This window comes from Mycobacterium sp., assembly GCF_036490025.1.
Taxonomy (GTDB): domain Bacteria; phylum Actinomycetota; class Actinomycetes; order Mycobacteriales; family Mycobacteriaceae; genus Mycobacterium.
In genome coordinates this window covers 1-15,390 of sequence record NZ_DASXEP010000159.1, presented here as the reverse complement: position 1 = coordinate 15,390, position 15,390 = coordinate 1, and the positions used below count along the sequence as shown (strand labels likewise).

General features: G+C 64.3%; 13 protein-coding genes, 1 tRNA gene and 1 other RNA gene. 9 read left to right on the top strand and 6 right to left on the bottom strand.

The window, feature by feature from the left end:
• Positions 1–28 precede the first annotated feature (28 nt).
• Together VGG53_RS17965 and VGG53_RS17960 are read left to right on the top strand one after the other, a co-directional pair.
• On the top strand, positions 29–487 hold the full coding sequence (locus tag VGG53_RS17965) for an MmpS family protein (protein WP_331519433.1): 459 nt from the start codon (positions 29–31) through the stop codon (positions 485–487).
• A gap of 26 nt (positions 488–513) precedes the next feature.
• Entirely contained in the window at positions 514–3,447 is a 2,934-nt protein-coding gene (locus VGG53_RS17960) for an RND family transporter (RefSeq protein ID WP_331519432.1), read from the top strand.
• Here VGG53_RS17960 and VGG53_RS17955 read toward each other — a convergent pair.
• Both VGG53_RS17955 and VGG53_RS17950 read right to left on the bottom strand, forming a co-directional pair.
• Positions 3,444–6,308 carry an MMPL family transporter gene (locus VGG53_RS17955; RefSeq protein WP_331519481.1) on the bottom strand — a complete coding sequence of 955 codons (2,865 nt, stop codon included), beginning with the start codon at positions 6,306–6,308 and terminating at the stop codon, positions 3,444–3,446. The genes VGG53_RS17960 and VGG53_RS17955 overlap by 4 nt on opposite strands.
• A gap of 62 nt (positions 6,309–6,370) precedes the next feature.
• On the bottom strand, positions 6,371–6,925 hold the full coding sequence (locus VGG53_RS17950; RefSeq protein ID WP_331519431.1) for an MmpS family transport accessory protein: 555 nt from the start codon (positions 6,923–6,925) through the stop codon (positions 6,371–6,373).
• Positions 6,926–7,142: 217 nt separating this feature from the next.
• Here VGG53_RS17950 and VGG53_RS17945 point away from each other — a divergent pair, with 217 nt between their 5' ends.
• On the top strand, positions 7,143–7,472 hold the full coding sequence (locus tag VGG53_RS17945; protein WP_331519430.1) for a DUF732 domain-containing protein: 330 nt from the start codon (positions 7,143–7,145) through the stop codon (positions 7,470–7,472).
• On the opposite strand, the gene VGG53_RS17940 is transcribed toward VGG53_RS17945, so the two are convergent.
• The 3 genes from VGG53_RS17940 to VGG53_RS17930 form a co-directional block, all read right to left on the bottom strand.
• Positions 7,469–8,524: a dihydrodipicolinate reductase gene (locus VGG53_RS17940; protein ID WP_331519429.1), complete on the bottom strand. Its 1,056-nt coding sequence runs from the start codon at positions 8,522–8,524 to the stop codon at positions 7,469–7,471. The genes VGG53_RS17945 and VGG53_RS17940 overlap by 4 nt on opposite strands.
• Positions 8,525–8,551: 27 nt before the next feature.
• The gene (locus VGG53_RS17935; protein WP_331519428.1) at positions 8,552–9,331 is read right to left on the bottom strand and encodes a hypothetical protein; all 780 of its coding nucleotides are present in this window, start codon (positions 9,329–9,331) and stop codon (positions 8,552–8,554) included.
• 74 nt (positions 9,332–9,405) lie between these two features.
• Positions 9,406–9,491: transfer RNA gene (locus tag VGG53_RS17930), tRNA-Ser, on the bottom strand.
• Positions 9,492–9,617: 126 nt separating this feature from the next.
• On the opposite strand from VGG53_RS17930, the gene ffs reads away from it, so the two are divergent.
• From ffs to VGG53_RS17910, 4 genes are all read left to right on the top strand, one after another.
• Positions 9,618–9,712: signal recognition particle sRNA small type (gene ffs, locus VGG53_RS17925), an RNA gene on the top strand.
• Between the two features lie 20 nt (positions 9,713–9,732).
• Entirely contained in the window at positions 9,733–11,043 is a 1,311-nt protein-coding gene (locus VGG53_RS17920; protein WP_331519427.1) for an aminotransferase class I/II-fold pyridoxal phosphate-dependent enzyme, read from the top strand.
• Between the two features lie 108 nt (positions 11,044–11,151).
• Positions 11,152–12,948: a DNA polymerase III subunits gamma/tau gene (locus VGG53_RS17915; protein ID WP_331519426.1), complete on the top strand. Its 1,797-nt coding sequence runs from the start codon at positions 11,152–11,154 to the stop codon at positions 12,946–12,948.
• A gap of 32 nt (positions 12,949–12,980) precedes the next feature.
• Entirely contained in the window at positions 12,981–13,418 is a 438-nt protein-coding gene (locus VGG53_RS17910) for an SRPBCC family protein (protein ID WP_331519425.1), read from the top strand.
• Positions 13,419–13,471: 53 nt separating this feature from the next.
• Here the strand turns inward: VGG53_RS17910 and VGG53_RS17905 are convergent, their stop codons facing one another.
• Entirely contained in the window at positions 13,472–14,242 is a 771-nt protein-coding gene (locus VGG53_RS17905) for an Rv3717 family N-acetylmuramoyl-L-alanine amidase (RefSeq protein WP_331519480.1), read from the bottom strand.
• Between the two features lie 104 nt (positions 14,243–14,346).
• Here VGG53_RS17905 and VGG53_RS17900 point away from each other — a divergent pair, with 104 nt between their 5' ends.
• Together VGG53_RS17900 and recR are read left to right on the top strand one after the other, a co-directional pair.
• Entirely contained in the window at positions 14,347–14,676 is a 330-nt protein-coding gene (locus VGG53_RS17900) for a YbaB/EbfC family nucleoid-associated protein (RefSeq protein WP_331519424.1), read from the top strand.
• Positions 14,669–15,280 (top strand): recombination mediator RecR, encoded by a 612-nt coding sequence (gene recR / locus VGG53_RS17895; protein WP_331519423.1) that lies wholly within the window; start codon positions 14,669–14,671, stop codon positions 15,278–15,280. The genes VGG53_RS17900 and recR overlap by 8 nt, the downstream gene beginning before the upstream one ends.
• The last annotated feature ends 110 nt before the right edge of the window (positions 15,281–15,390 follow it).

Here is a 15,390-nt window from a genome sequence, read left to right as displayed (position 1 = left end):
CGAGTAGGTCAGATGTCGCCGGCCGCAAATGCGGCCACGGGTGAAGGGGATTTCGATTTTCAGGGTGCTGGAGCGGGTGTGGATTCCGCTCGTAATTTTGATCGTGATCGGGGTCGGGGGTTTCACCGTATTCCGGATTCACGGCATCTTCGGCTCCGAGAAACGGCCCTCCTATTCCGACAGCGCGACCGACGACAGCAAGCCTTTCAATCCGAAACGGATTACCTACGAGGTCTATGGCCCGCCCGGCACCACGGCGGACATCAGCTATTTCGATACCAACGCCGATCCGCAGCACGTGGACGGCGCCAAGCTGCCCTGGACCTTGAACCTCACGACGAAAGCGGCATCCGTCGTGGGAAATATTGTGGCGCAAGGTAACAGCAACACGCTGGGGTGCCGCATAATCGTTGACGACGTGGTCAAGGCCGAGCGCGTTTCGCGCGAGGTGAACGCGTTCACCTACTGCGTTCTCAAGGGCGCATGATTAGCGTGCAGCGCTCTCAAGGGCGCATGAGCAACCACCGGTCAGGCGCCGAACAGACCAAGCCGCCGAGGATCCCGCGGATGATCCACCGGTTTCCGGTGCTCGTCATCCTGGCGTGGCTGGGACTGATCGTCGTGATGAGCGTGGCCGTGCCACCGCTGGAGAAAGTCGCCGAACAACGTCAGGTCTCGTTGAGCCCCAAAGATGCGCCGTCGGTGCAGGCGATGGAGGAAACGGGCAAGAAATTCAAGGAATCCGATTCGGACAATTTCGCGATGCTTGTGTTGGAAAGCGACAACCGGCTCGGGGACGACGCCCACCACTACTACGACAGCATCATCAAGCAACTGCGCGCAGATCCCGCGCACATCCAGCACGTGCAGGACTTCTGGGGCGATCCGCTCACGGCCCCGGGCGCCCAAAGCCCCGACGGCAAAGCGGTATACGTCCAACTCAACCTCGCGGGCAACCAGGGCACCACGCTGGCGGAGCAGTCGATAGCAGCCGTCCGGAAGATCGTGGACCGAACACCCGCGCCAAAGGGCGTGACGACCTACGTGACCGGCCCGTCGGCGTTGGTGTCGGACATGCACCACAGTGGCGACAGCACGCTGGTCAAGATCACCGTGGTGACCATGCTGGTGATCTTTACCATGCTGCTTCTGGTGTACCGGTCCGTCCGGACAGTGGCGGTCCTGCTGTTCACGGTCTTCGTCGAATTGACCGCGGCCAGAGGCATGGTCGCTTTCCTCGGCTACCACCAGCTCATCGGACTCTCCACTTTCGCCGTTAACCTGTTGGTATCGCTGGGAATTGCCGCGGGCACCGACTACGCCATTTTCTTTTTCGGCCGCTATCAAGAGGCGCGCCAGAATGGCGAAGATCGCGAAACCGCGTTCTACACCACGTATCACGGTGTCGCCCATGTGGTGCTGGCTTCCGGCTTGACGATCGCGGGTGCCACCTTCTGTTTGAGCTTCTGCCGGATGCCTTACTTTCAAACCATCGGTGTGCCATGCGCGGTGGGCATGATCGTCGCGGTCGCCGTCGCGCTGACACTGGTTCCGGCCGTCATCGTGGTGGGCGGTCGCTTCGGCTTGTTCGACCCCCGGCGGCGGATCAAGACGCGTGGCTGGCGCCGGATCGGCACCGCCGTCGTCCGCTGGCCGTTGCCCATTCTCGCCGCGGCGTGTGGCGTCGCACTGATCGGTTTGCTGACTTTGCCGGGATACCAGACCAGTTACAACGACCGGCTGTACATCCCGCACGACATCGCCGCCAACAAGGGATACGACGCCGCCGAGCGGCACTTCTCGCAGGCTCGGCTGATGCCGGAAGTGATGATGGTCGAGGCCAACCATGATCTGCGCGATCCGGCCGACTTCCTCGTCCTCGACAAACTGGCCAAAGGCATCTTCCGCGTTCCCGGAATCTCACGGGTGCAAGCGATTACCCGCCCCGAGGGGACGGCGATGGAGCACACCTCGATTCCGTTCCAGCTCAGCATGCAGAACGCCGGGCAGGTGCAGACGATGAAGTTTCAGAAGGCTCGCATGGACGACATGCTCAAGCAGGCCGACGAGCTCGAAGAAACCATGAATCGGATGAGGCGGATGTACGGCCACATGGTGGAGCTCAACAACATCACCCACAAGATGATCGGCGAGACCAAGGAGATGCAGGCGGTCACCGAGGAATTGCGGGATGACATCGCCAACTTCGAGGACACCTGGCGGCCGATCCGTAGTTACTTCTATTGGGAAAAGCACTGCTACGACATCCCGATCTGTTACTCGCTGCGATCGGTCTTCGAAGCCGTTGACGGTGTTGACGAGATCGACGAGAAGTTCCAGATATTGACCAACGACTTCAGTCAGCTCGACGCCTTGATGCCGCAGTTGATCGCGGAGTTCCCGCCGATGATCGACAGCATGGAATCGATGCGCACCATGATGCTGACCATGCACAGCACCATGTCCGGGATCTTCAACCAGATGGATGACATGAGCTCCAATGCGAACGCGATGGGGCACGCGTTCGATCAGGCGAAAAATGACGACTCGTTCTATCTGCCGCCAGAAGTCTTTCAGAACAAGGACTTCAAGCGAGCGTTGAACAACTTCTTCTCGCCCGACGGCAAGGCCGTTCGATTGATCATCTCGCATCGCGGTGATCCCGCATCGCCGGAGGGCATCGCGCGCGTCGACTCGATCCGGCAGGCCGCCGAGGAGTCGCTCAAGGGCACTCCGCTGGAAGACGCCAAGATCTATCTCGCCGGCACCGCGGCCACCTTCAAGGACTGGAAGGACGGCTCCAAGTACGACCTCTGGATTGCCGGAATCGGTTCGCTCTGCCTGATTTTCATCATCATGCTGATCATCACCCGAAGCCTCATCGCGGCTTTCGTGATCGTGGGCACGGTGGCGATATCACTGGGTGCGTCGTTCGGCCTGTCCGTGCTGGTCTGGCAGTACTTCCTTGGCATCAAACTGCATTGGATGGTGCTGGCGATGTCGGTGATCGTCTTGCTGGCGGTCGGGTCCGATTACAACCTGCTGCTGGTATCCCGGTTGAAAGAGGAGATCCCCGCCGGGCTGAAAACCGGGATCATCCGGGCCATGGGCAGTACCGGCAAGGTGGTGACATCCGCCGGCCTGGTGTTCGCGTTCACGATGGCATCGATGGTGGTCAGCGACCTGCGCATCATCGGGCAGGTGGGCACCACCATCGGTCTTGGTCTGCTGTTCGACACGTTGGTGGTCCGCTCGTTCATGACGCCGTCCATCGCCGCACTGCTCGGACGCTGGTTCTGGTGGCCGATTCCGGTACGGCCCCGGCCGGCCAGCACGATGCTGCGGCCCAGTGGGTCCCGCCCGTCGGTGCGCTCTTTGCTCGGCACCAGTTTCGGCGAGCCGGAGAACGCCGAGACCGCGCCGTTGCCGAAAGCCACCAGCAACTAGACTTTTTGGACCACTCCGGCATCGGTGTCGTCTTGGGTGTCGCGGTGGATCAGCTCGCGCACCGCCGGACGCGATCCGTACGGCTGGAGCATGACACTGGCCGGGCGCGGACGCACGTGCTGCGGCCACCAGAACCAGCGCCCGAGCAAGGTTGCCAGCGACGGTGTCATGAACGACCGCACGATCAGGGTGTCGAACAACAGACCCAGCGCGATCGTGGTACCCACCTGGGCCATCACCTTCAGCGGACTGAAGGCGAACGTGGCCATGGTGGCGGCGAACACCAAACCGGCAGAGGTCACCACCGAACCCGACCCGGCCATTGCGCGAATCGTGCCGGTCTTGAGCCCGGCGTGAATTTCTTCCTTGAACCGCGATATCAGCAGCAGGTTGTAGTCCGAACCGACCGCCAACAGCAGGATGATCGCCATCGCCAGCACCATCCAGTGCAGCTTCATCCCGAGGATGTACTGCCAGAGAAGCACGGAGAGCCCGAATGAGGCGCCCAGCGAGAGCAGCACGGTACCGACGATCACGAAGGCCGCCACGACGCTTCGGGTGATGACCAGCATGATGACGAAAATCAATGTGGCAGCGGCAATTCCGGCGATCAACAGGTCGATGTTGGAGCCGTCGTGCATGTCCTTGTACGTCGCCGCGGTGCCACCCAGGTAGACCTTGGAGCCCTCCCAGGGCGTACCTTTTATCGCCTCGTGCACGGCCTGCTTGATCGGCTCGATGTGGCTGATGCCTTCAGGGGTCGCCGGGTCGCCTTCGTGCGAGATGATCAACCGGACAGCATGGCCGTCGGGCGACATGAACTGCTTGAGACCGCGGGCGAAATCCGGGCTCTTGAACGCCTCCGGTGGAAGATAGAACGTGTCGTCGTTCTTCGCTTTGTCGAACGCATCGCCCTGGGCAGTGGCGTTGTCGGACTGCGCTTTTGCCTGGTCGTTGAGACCCTTGGTCGTCGCGTAGTTCGACATGATGGTGTCAAGGTTGTGCTGCTGGCTTTCGATCTGTGGCGGTATCAGCGCCACCAGCTTCGGCTGAATCTTGTCTAGTTTATCGATATTCGCGCTGAGTCCCTCAATGTTCTCAGTCACTTGGTCGATGCCGTCGAGCGCGTTGAAGATGGATCGCAGCGACCAGCAGGCCGGGATGTCGTAGCAGTGTTTCTCCCAGTAGAAGAAGCTACGAATTGGCCGGAAGAAGTCATCGAAGACAGCGATGTCGTCTCGCAGTGCCTCGGTGATCTTCATCGTTTCTTTTGTTAGCAGCGTGGTCTCGTGCGTGGTGTTGCTGAGATCCTGGGTCACCTGCATCTGCTCATGCAGGGTTGCCATCGTTTTCCGGAGCTCGTCAGCCTGCTTCAGCAGGTTCTTCGCCTGCTCTTCTTGGTAGTGCTGGGTCTGGATCCGGCCCGCGGCTTGCGCGCCCATCTGAAAACCGAGGGTGCTGTGGTCGAGCGGCGTGCCCAGCGGCCGGGTGATGGTCTGCACCCGGCCGATACCCGGGATGCGGAACACAGCTTTGGCAACCTTGTCCAGGACCAGGAAGTCGGCTGAGTTACGCAAGTCGTGATCCGTCTCGATCATCAACAGCTCGGGATTCAACCGGGCCTGATTGAAATGCCGGTCGGCGGCGGCGTAACCGACGTTGGCCGGGGTGTCGGGCGGCAGGAAGTGGCGGGTGTCGTAGTCCGTTTTGTAGCCGGGCAGAGCGAGCAGACCGACCAGCGCGATCGCGATCGTGACCGCGAGAACCGGTGCGGGCCAACGCACGATCGCGGTGCCGATGCGACGCCAGCCCTGGGTCTGCAGTTTTCGCTTCGGATCCAGGAGCTTGAAGAAACTGGCCACCGTCAGCACCGCCGGGCCCAACGTCAACGCCCCGAAGACCGCGACCAGCATCCCGACCGCACAGGGCACGCCCAGCGACTCGAAATACGGCAATCGGCAGAAGCTCAAGCAATACATCGCGCCGGCGATGGTCAGCCCGGACCCCAGCACGACGTGCGCGGTGCTGTGGAACATCGTGTAGAACGCCTCTTCACGCGTCTCACCCAGACCACGGGCCTCGTGATAGCGGCCGACCACGAAGATCGCGTAGTCCGTTCCGGCGGCGATCGCCAACAGCACCAGCATGTTGTTGGCGAACGTGGAAAGCCCCATGAAGCCGTAGTTACCGAGCGTCGCGACGACTCCGCGGGCCGCTGCCAACTCGATGAACACCATGGTCAGCATGATCAACACGGTGCTCACCGACCGGTAGACGATAAGCAGCATCACGATGATCACCAAGATGGTCACCAGGGTGACCTTCGCGACGCCTTTCTCACCCGCGTGGGACTGATCGGCGATCAGCGGACCCGCGCCGGTGACGTAGGCCTTGATTCCCGGCGGCGCGGGCACCGAGTCCACGATCTTGCGGACGGCCTCGGTGGACTCGGTGGACAAACCGCCGCCCATGTTGCCGGCGAGGTAGACCTGGACGTACGCGGCCTTTTGGTCGTGGCTCTGGGAGCCCGCGGCAGTCAGCGGATCACTCCAGAAATCCTGGATGTGCTGAACGTGTTTCTTGTCTTGCTCGAGTCGCTTGACGATCTCGTCGTAATAGCGGTGCGCTTCCGCCCCTAGCGGCTTGTCGCCCTCCAGGAGGACCATCGCTGAGCTGTCGGAACTGAACTCGTTGAATGTTTTTCCGACGCGCATCATCGACTGGAAGGATGTTGCATCTTTCGGGCTCTGCGACACCGAGTGGTTCTTGGAGACGACCTCCAGCTGCGGAGCCACGGTATTGGTGACGAAGACAATGCCCAGCCACACCAGGACGATCGGCAGCGCCAGCCGGTGGATCATCCGCGGCAGGAACGGCGGGATCAACGGCTGGTCGACGCGTCGCGCAGCCTCGGTGGTCTCGCTCACGCGGACTTGTCCAGGCAATAGACGAAGGCATTGACGTTTTCGTTCGGGGGCGAGTGATTCGGAGTCTTGATGACGTCACCGCTCCCGTCGTGCTTGTTCACGACGAATTGGCAGGCGATCCAACTGCCGTCTCCTTGCGCTACCAGGTTGGCCGGGATGCCGGGTTTCGTCGAACTCAATACTTTGCTCCAGGGCAACGGCACGTTGAGGGCCTGCTGCGGATGGGAGTTCTCGTCGAGGTAGTTGATCGTTGCCGTGCTGCCCGGTGAGCCCCACACCTCGAGTGTGATCGTCTTGGCGTTGAACTGGTCGAGGACCTCGCCCGACGTGCCGCCACCGAACGAACCGCTGTGAACACCGAAGATGTTATGCAGCCTATGCACGACGAATCCGGACAGCACGACCACGGCCCCGATGAGCAGCACGAGCCAGAACCTGGAAAGGAATCCGTAAAGTGGCCTCCGTTTGACCGGCCGCCGAGCGGCGTTCTCGGCGCTGCCACCGTGACCCTGGGTCGCCAACGGCTCGGTCCTCGGCTCGGTGGTCGTCATGGGCGCTTCTTCCAATTCCTTAACCAGGGGCGAAGGGGGCTCAACTAATTAGCCTGTGTGTAACCTTAGCTACTCTAATCTGAATAGGCGACCAGAAAGAAACTGGGCACGGCGGTTGTTCAAGACCGTAGCGCGAGCCCGGGCGGGTGGCTCGGCGGGTGGAAGGAGATCGGTGACGATGAGCGGACGCAGAATCAACAAAGGTAATATCCGGCCCATGAAGCTTGTGGGTGTTGCGGTCGCCGCCATGGCCGCGGCAATCAGCCTGTCGACGCCGGCATTCGCCGACCCGGACACCGATTTCGACAACCAGCTCGGCCGATTCGGCATCTACGGGCCACACGACTTCAACCCGTACATCGCCAAGATCACCTGCCACCGACTGGCCGTAGGTGTCGACCCAGACGCCGCGGCATCCGCGCATTTCCTCTCCATCAACCTTCCCCGGGGCACCACCCAGGTACAGACGTACCAGTTCCTGGGTAGTGCCATTGCCCAGTACTGCCCCGACCTTCAGGGCAAGCTGCAGAACATCCCCGCCCGTTAGGTTTTGACGAACCCTCGCGGCAGCGTCAAAGGCAAATCGGCGTAGGTCGCGATGCCCGGCGCCGCGGCAACCACAGCGGGAATCGCATTGATGGCGGGCACCGCGGTCATGATGTGCCCGAGGTCCATGAATTCCTCGATCGTGGTGGCCTCGAAATACGGTGGCGGCAGGAAGCCGACCTTGGTGGTCACCGTCGGCTGCCCGTCGACTTGGATGACCCAGCCATCCCCGTCGATCTTCCAGTCCGGTTCGAGCGTCTGACCTTTGCGCCACCGGACATTGAGGTCGATGACGGTCTTGCCGCCCAGAATTCCCTGCCAGCTGATGTAGACGCCGGCCACACATCCGGCGGGGATTGTCCACGACGTCATCTCGAGATCCGCTGTGGTTTGGGCGAATTCGGCTTCGCAGCGCACATCGTCGAGTTCGATTCCCAGTGCGTCGCCCACCAGCCGGACGGCCTCGCCGAAAATAGCGGTGCCCTTGGCGCCCATCGCCTGCAGGTCCGGGTGATCGATCGGCTGACCGAAGCCGACCGGCCTCTCGGTTTCGGGTGAGTCGTAGAAGGTGGTGTCGGCAGCCTCGTTGACCGTAACCTTGTCGACCCGGTTGCACACCATCGCCGAGACGATGGCCAGCAGCTCGGCGAAGCCCGGGCTCACGCCAGAGCCGAACATCGTCGAGCCGCCCTTATCGCAGGCTTTGACGATCCGGTCGCGGCCGTCGCCCAGGTTCCGTCCGGTGATGAATGACGCCGTGGTGACCACGTTGACGCCTGCCGACAGCATGCGGACCAGCTCGTCGACGTTGATCCACATCGGGTTGTAGACAACGCAATCCGGTTTCAGTGCCAGCAGGGCATCGATGTCGTTGGTGGCGGCCACTCCGAGTGGCGCGATGCCGACCAGCTCACCGGCGTCGCGGCCGACCTTCTCCGACGACCAGGCGTAGCACCCGACCAGCTCGAGCAGCGGATTGTCCGCGATCGATTTGAGGGAGCTCTTGCCGACGTTTCCGGTGTTCCACTGAACTACGCGATAAGTGTTTGGCACTCGCTCAGCATAGATGCGCTGGACGGCTCACTCGTCGACAGCGATGCTGCGGCGCGAACGCCGAAGCCGATGTGATCCTTTTCCGGTCGGCCGCCGATTGCGTAGTCCACCCGATGAATCGGCTTCGGCGGTGTCGGCGGTGTCCTCGGTGTCCTCGGTGGCTTCGGTGGCCTCGGTGGCCGGGGCCTCGGATTCCACCGCAGCCGACTCGACCTCGGGACTCTCGGCTTCGTCGTCAGCCGCCACGGCCTCGGCTTCGTCAGCGTTTACGGCTTCGTCGGTTTCGTCGGCGGCCGCGCTGTCTTCGGTCTCGCCATCCTTGCTGCGGCGGCGTCGGCGTTGCTTCTTCTCTTTCTTGGGCTTCAGCGGTTTCGGCGGCGGAGGCGGCAGCTCGGCGACAGACGAGAGGTAGAACGCGAAGATGCCGAGCACCGCGATCGCGGCCGCGGCGCCGTAAACGCCGAACAGCCACTGACCGACGTTGTCCAGGCTCAACCAGATCTCACTGATCGCCGTGCCGACGATCAATACGCCGGCCAGCACATGCGCGACGACCGACCAGGTCTGCAGCGACAACGCCAGGGCGGGCGTACCGAACTCCGGCTTGCGCGACCGCAGCAGCGTGAACACCACCGGGAGTGCGGCCAGCGCGATCACCACGCCGGCGACTATCCGTGCGGCCGTCCCCAGTGCATGTGAGGTGTCACCCATCAGCTCGGGCCACCGCGGCAGCACGAAGAAGAAGTAGAGGACGCCGGCGGCGACCGATGACGTCGCGTGCCAGAAAGTGGCGGCCCTGCGTCCCATGCCCCTCCTCGAGCTGGTAATCCGGAAGCGACCAGACCCTATCAACCCGGGCCTGGTCACACCCGGACTAAGTGCGGAGGATGCGGGATTTGAACCCGCGAGGGCTGTTAACCCAACCCGCGTTCCAGGCGAGCGCCATAGGCCACTAGGCGAATCCTCCGTCGGCCATGGTAGCCGAGCGCCGCTCGGCGACGATGCAGGCCGGAACGGCCTGAGGAGGAGCCGGGCAGTCAAACCGAGGTCAGGGTCTTCGGGCGATCACACCGAGCCCGGGTACTAGACTCTCGGAGGACCCCGCGTGGCGTCTATCCTGTGAACTCCCCCAGGGCCGGAAGGCAGCAAGGGTCAATGGGCTCTGGCGGGTGCGCGGGGTCCCTAATCACACTCACTGTGAAAGGCGGATGGTGTCGTACGGCTCGTTCAGCTCCCTAGGCCGTACCGACCTGGAGGCACTGCATGCCCGCCATCAGCAGGACTACGCCGAGCTGCAATCCAAGAAGCTGGCCCTCGACCTCACTCGCGGAAAGCCGTGCACCGAGCAGCTCGATCTCTCGAGCGCGCTGCTGAGTCTGCCCGGGTCTGACTACCGCGACGGTGAAGGCACCGACACCCGCAACTACGGCGGGCAGCACGGCCTGCCCGAACTGCGGGCCATCTTCGGCGAGCTGCTCGGCATTCCGGTGCAGAACCTGATCGCCGGCAACAACGCCAGCCTCGAGCTGATGCACGACGTCATCGTCTTTTCGATGCTGTACGGCGGCGTGGACTCGCCGCGGGCCTGGGTACGCGAGCAAGACGGGATCAAGTTCCTGTGTCCGGTGCCCGGCTACGACCGGCACTTCGCCATCACCGAAACCCTCGGCATCGAGATGATCCCGATCCCGATGCGCGAGGACGGTCCGGACGTCGACCTGATCGAAGAGCTGGTCGCCGTCGACCCGGCCATCAAAGGCTTGTGGGCGGTCCCGGTGTTCGCCAACCCCACCGGGCTGAGCTACTCGTGGGAGACGGTCCGACGGCTCGTTCAAATGCGTACGGCCGCCGATGATTTCCGGTTGTTCTGGGACAACGCCTACGCGGTGCACACCCTCACGCTGGACTTCCCCCGTCAGATCGATGTGCTGGGCCTGGCCGCCGCCGCCGGCAACCCCAACCGGCCGTACGTCTTCGCCTCGACGTCGAAGATCACTTTCGCCGGGGGTGGCGTCAGCTTCTTCGGGGGATCTTTGGGCAACATCGCCTGGTACCTGCAGTACGCCGGTAAGAAGTCGATCGGACCGGACAAGGTGAACCAGCTGAGGCACCTACGCTTCTTCGGCGACGCCGACGGCGTGCGCCTGCAGATGCTGCGTCACCAGCAACTGCTCGCGCCCAAATTCGCGTTGGCACTGGAGATCTTGGACAAGCGCCTGAGCGAATCCAAGATCGCCTCCTGGAACGAGCCCGAGGGCGGCTACTTCATCAGCCTGGACGTGCTGCCCGGTACGGCGCGGCGCACGGTCGCGTTGGCCAAGGACGCCGGCATCGCCGTCACCGACGCGGGCGCATCGTTCCCGTACCGGAAAGACCCGGACGACAAGAACATCCGGATCGCGCCGACCTTTCCGCCGGTGTCCGATCTGCACGATGCGATCGACGGGCTGGCGACGAGCGCGTTGCTGGCCGCGAGCGAGTCGCTGCTCGCGCGCGCGGACGGTTCGAGTGTGAGCTGAGGGCGGGAACCCGCAAGAAATCCCGCTCAACGCTCACATTCGAGTACGCAAATTCACACTCGACGGCCAGCCGAGCCGTCGTCACCCCGGCTGGGTAGCCTGCTGAGCGTGGCTCTCTACCGCAAGTACCGACCGGCGACCTTCGCCGAGGTGGTGGGGCAGGAACACGTCACCGAGCCGCTGTCCACCGCATTGACGGCGGGCCGGATCAACCACGCATACCTGTTCTCGGGCCCGCGTGGTTGCGGCAAGACGTCATCGGCGCGCATCCTGGCCCGCTCGCTGAACTGCGAGCAGGGGCCGACGGCGACGCCCTGCGGTGTCTGCGCATCGTGCGTGGCGCTGGCCCCCAACGGCCCGGGCAGCCTGGATGTCACCGAATTGGACGCCGCCAGCCACAACGGCGTCGACGATGCGCGCGAATTGCGTGACCGGGCGTTCTACGCTCCGGCGGAATCCCGCTACCGCATCTTCATCATCGACGAGGCGCACATGGTGACGCCGCAGGCGTTCAACGCGTTGCTGAAGATCGTCGAGGAGCCGCCCGAACATCTCATCTTCGTGTTCGCCACCACCGAACCGGAGAAGGTGCTCACCACCATTCGGTCGCGCACCCACCATTACCCGTTCCGGCTGCTCGCGCCCAAGACCATGCGAGGCTTGGTCGAACGAATCCTCGCTCAGGAGGGTGCGGTCGTCGACGACGCCGTCTACCCGCTGGTGATCCGGGCCGGCGGCGGCTCACCCCGCGACACACTGTCGGTTCTTGATCAGTTGCTGGCCGGCGCCGACGGAAACAGGGTGAACTACCAGCGTGCGCTGGGCTTGCTCGGCGCCACCGACGTGGCGCTGATCGACGAGGCCGTCGACGCGCTTGGCGCCGCGGATGCGGCGGCGTTGTTCGGGGCGGTGGAATCGGTGATCGACGCCGGCCACGACCCGCGCCGGTTTGCCACCGACATGTTGGAGCGGTTCCGCGATTTGCTTGTGCTGCAAGCTGTTCCAGACGCCACCAGCCGCGGTGTGGTCGATGCGCCCGAAGACGTGCTGGACCGCATGCGCGAGCAGGCGACGCGGTTGGGTCGCGCAACGCTCACCCGCTACGCCGAGGTGGTCCACGCCGGTTTGACCGAGATGCGGGGCGCGACGGCGCCGCGCCTGCTCCTCGAGGTGATTTGCGCGCGGCTGTTGCTGCCGTCGGCCAGTGACGCCGAATCGGCTCTGCTACAACGCCTCGAGCGCATAGAGACCAGGCTGGACATGTCCATTCCGCTCACTGACAAGTCGGAGCCGGCTGCCGCCGCTGAGCCCGCCCCGCCGGTACCCGAACCGGCCCCGCCGGAATCCGCCCCGCCGGAACCCGGCGCGCCCGAAGAGAATCCGGCCGCGGCAGCCTCGGCCGAACCGAGCGCGGCGGCAGTCCGCACCTTGTGGCCGACGGTGCGCGACAAGGTCCGGCAGCGCAGCCGCACTACTGAGGTCATGCTGGCCGGTGCCACCGTCCGTGCGGTCGAAGGCAACACGTTGGTGCTCAGCCACGAGTCGGCGCCGCTGGCCAAGCGACTGAGCGAGGAACGCAACGCCGACGTCATCGCCGAGGCCCTCAAAGACGCCCTGGGCGTCGACTGGCGGGTGCGGTGCGACCCCGGCGTCGCGAGTCCGGCACCCGAAGGGCCGGCTGCCGCGCCGCGCCCGGTCGAGCGCCCCGCCCGCAGGGTGGTGCCGCGTGCATCCGCCCCGACCGAAGCAACCGCAGATGCGGACCCGGATCAGCGGGCCGAAGAGGAGAGCATGCTCGCCGAAGCCGGCCAGGAGGACGCGTCGACACCCCGCCGGGATCCTGAAGAAGCGGCGCTGGAGTTGCTGCAAAACGAATTAGGCGCGCGCCGCATCGATAACGGCTAGCCAACCAGTCAATCGCAGAGGAGTTTCGCTTTATGGGACAGGTCAGTGCAGCCAGCACGATTCTGATCAATGCCGACCCCGCAGCCGTGCTGTTCGCTGTTGGTGACTACCAAAACGTCCGGCCCAAGATCCTGTCTTCGCATTACCGCGACTACCAGGTGCTCGAAGGCGGGCAGGGGCAAGGCACCGTCGCCGCCTGGAAGCTGCAGGCCACCGAATCCCGCGTCCGCGACGTGCGGGCCAACGTCGACGTCGCCGGCCACGCCGTCATCGAGAAAGACGCCAACTCGACGATGGTGACCAACTGGACGGTGGCTCCTGCCGGAGCCGGTTCGAGCGTCACCGTCACCACGACGTGGACGGGTGCCGGTGGGGTGAAGGGCTTTTTCGAGAAGACGTTCGCGCCGCTCGGGCTGAAGAAGATTCAAGCCGAGGTGCTGGCCAACCTGAAGCGGGAACTCGAAAGCTAGCCCGGCGACGATGCAGAGCGCGCAGCGCGATGAGGAGGAGCCGGGCAATCGGCCTAGTGCACCGCGGGTTGGCCACCCAGGAAGGCGGCGACGCCCCTGGCGACGGCGTCGGCATACTTCTGCCGGCCCTCCGGGCTCTCCATCAACGCCGAGTCGGCGGGATTCTTCATGTTGCCGCACTCGACCAGGACGGACGGATACTGCGCCAGGTTCAGCCCGGCCAGATCCGAGCGCCCGTACAGGCCGTCCTGGCCGATGTAGCTGGCCGGCGGGATACCTGAGGCCTGCATCTGGTCGCGCATGACGCGGGCGAACTGCACCGCGGGCCCGGCCTGGGCCTGGTTGAGCGGCGGCGCCGAATAGTTGACGTGGAAACCTCGCCCGCCGGGGGGACCACCGTCGGCGTGGATGCTGACGATCGCGTTCGGGTGCAGCGCGTTGGCCATCGCGGCGCGCTGGTCGACGCATGGGCCGACCGTGGAGTCGTCGCCGCGCGACATGGCCGTGCGCGCCCCCATGGCGTTGAGCGCGGCGCGGATGCGCAGCGTGGTGTCCCAGGTGAAGGTGTGCTCCGAGTAGCCGCCGTTGGTCGAGGTTCCGCTGGCTTGGCAGTCCTTGGTGCCGCCGCGACCGGTGGGCACCTGGCGGCTGATGGAAGCATCGTTGGCGCCGTTGTGACCGGGATCGAGGAACACGATCATGCCGGCGATGCCGCCGGGTGCCGCGATGGCGCTCGGGGGTGGTACCGGTGCGACGGCGACGAGCGCCAGGAGGCCGACCGCCGCCAGCACCGCAGGAGCCCCGACACGCAGGCGATGAGGTATACGCACGGCGCCACGTTAGCCCGGCGCCGTCTACGCTTGGAACTCTGAACCGCCCGCACCGCGCAGGCGAAACCAAGTCGAGACCAAGACGCAAGGGGACTGTCATGCAACCCGGAGGCCAGCCCGACATGTCGGCCTTGCTCGCCCAGGCACAGCAGATGCAGCAAGAGCTGATGGCTGCCCAGCAGCGACTCATCAGCTCCGAGGTCCACGGAGAGGCCGGCGGCGGTCTGGTCGAGGTCACCGTCAAGGGCAGCGGCGAGGTCGTTTCGGTCAAGATCGATCCCAAGGTCGTCGACCCCGACGACGTCGAGACGCTGCAGGACTTGATCGTCGGCGCGCTTTCCGATGCCGCCAAGCAGGTCGCGACCCTGGCCCAAGAGCAGCTGGGTCCGCTGGCCGGTGGCATGGGCGGCGGCGCGCTGGGTGTTTGAAGGACCGGTCCAGGATCTGATCGACGAGCTCGGCAAGCTGCCGGGTATCGGTCCTAAAAGTGCGCAGCGCATCGCTTTTCATCTGTTGTCGGTCGAGCCGCCGGACATCGACCGGCTCACCGCGGTGCTGGCCAAGGTTCGCAACGGGGTGCGGTTCTGTTCGGTGTGCGGCAACGTCTCCGACGACGAGCGTTGCCGCATCTGCGCCGATCCGCGCCGGGACGGCTCGCAGGTCTGTGTCGTCGAAGAGCCGAAGGATGTGCAGGCCGTCGAGCGCACCCGCGAATTCCGCGGGCGCTACCACGTTTTGGGCGGAGCATTGGACCCGTTGTCCGGTGTCGGGCCCGACCAGTTACGGATCCGCGAGTTGCTCAACCGGATCGGTGAACAGGTCGACGGCGTGGATATCACCGAGGTGATCATTGCCACCGACCCCAACACCGAGGGCGAGGCGACGGCCACCTACTTGGTGCGGATGCTGCGCGATATCCCCGGCCTGACCGTGAGCCGGATCGCGTCCGGGTTGCCGATGGGCGGCGACCTGGAATTCGCCGACGAGCTGACCCTGGGCCGCGCGCTGACCGGCCGCCGCGCAATGGTCTGACGCGGGTTTCAGTCACACCGGCAACTCTGGCACCGAGACCGGCCCAATAGGCGTTGTCGCAAATCGACACCACCGGCGATATCACCGGCCCGGCGAATGACGCCGTGATA

Excerpts from the sequence above, each read along its gene's own strand:
- VGG53_RS17965 (WP_331519433.1), top strand. The coding sequence starts at position 29 with ATGCGGCCACGGGTGAAGGGGATTTCGATTTTCAGGGTGCTGGAGCGG.
- VGG53_RS17960 (WP_331519432.1), top strand. The coding sequence starts at position 514 with ATGAGCAACCACCGGTCAGGCGCCGAACAGACCAAGCCGCCGAGGATC.
- VGG53_RS17955 (WP_331519481.1), bottom strand. The coding sequence starts at position 6,308 with ATGATCCACCGGCTGGCGCTGCCGATCGTCCTGGTGTGGCTGGGCATT.
- VGG53_RS17950 (WP_331519431.1), bottom strand. The coding sequence starts at position 6,925 with ATGACGACCACCGAGCCGAGGACCGAGCCGTTGGCGACCCAGGGTCAC.
- VGG53_RS17945 (WP_331519430.1), top strand. The coding sequence starts at position 7,143 with ATGAAGCTTGTGGGTGTTGCGGTCGCCGCCATGGCCGCGGCAATCAGC.
- VGG53_RS17935 (WP_331519428.1), bottom strand. The coding sequence starts at position 9,331 with ATGGGACGCAGGGCCGCCACTTTCTGGCACGCGACGTCATCGGTCGCC.
- VGG53_RS17920 (WP_331519427.1), top strand. The coding sequence starts at position 9,733 with ATGGTGTCGTACGGCTCGTTCAGCTCCCTAGGCCGTACCGACCTGGAG.
- VGG53_RS17910 (WP_331519425.1), top strand. The coding sequence starts at position 12,981 with ATGGGACAGGTCAGTGCAGCCAGCACGATTCTGATCAATGCCGACCCC.
- VGG53_RS17900 (WP_331519424.1), top strand. The coding sequence starts at position 14,347 with ATGCAACCCGGAGGCCAGCCCGACATGTCGGCCTTGCTCGCCCAGGCA.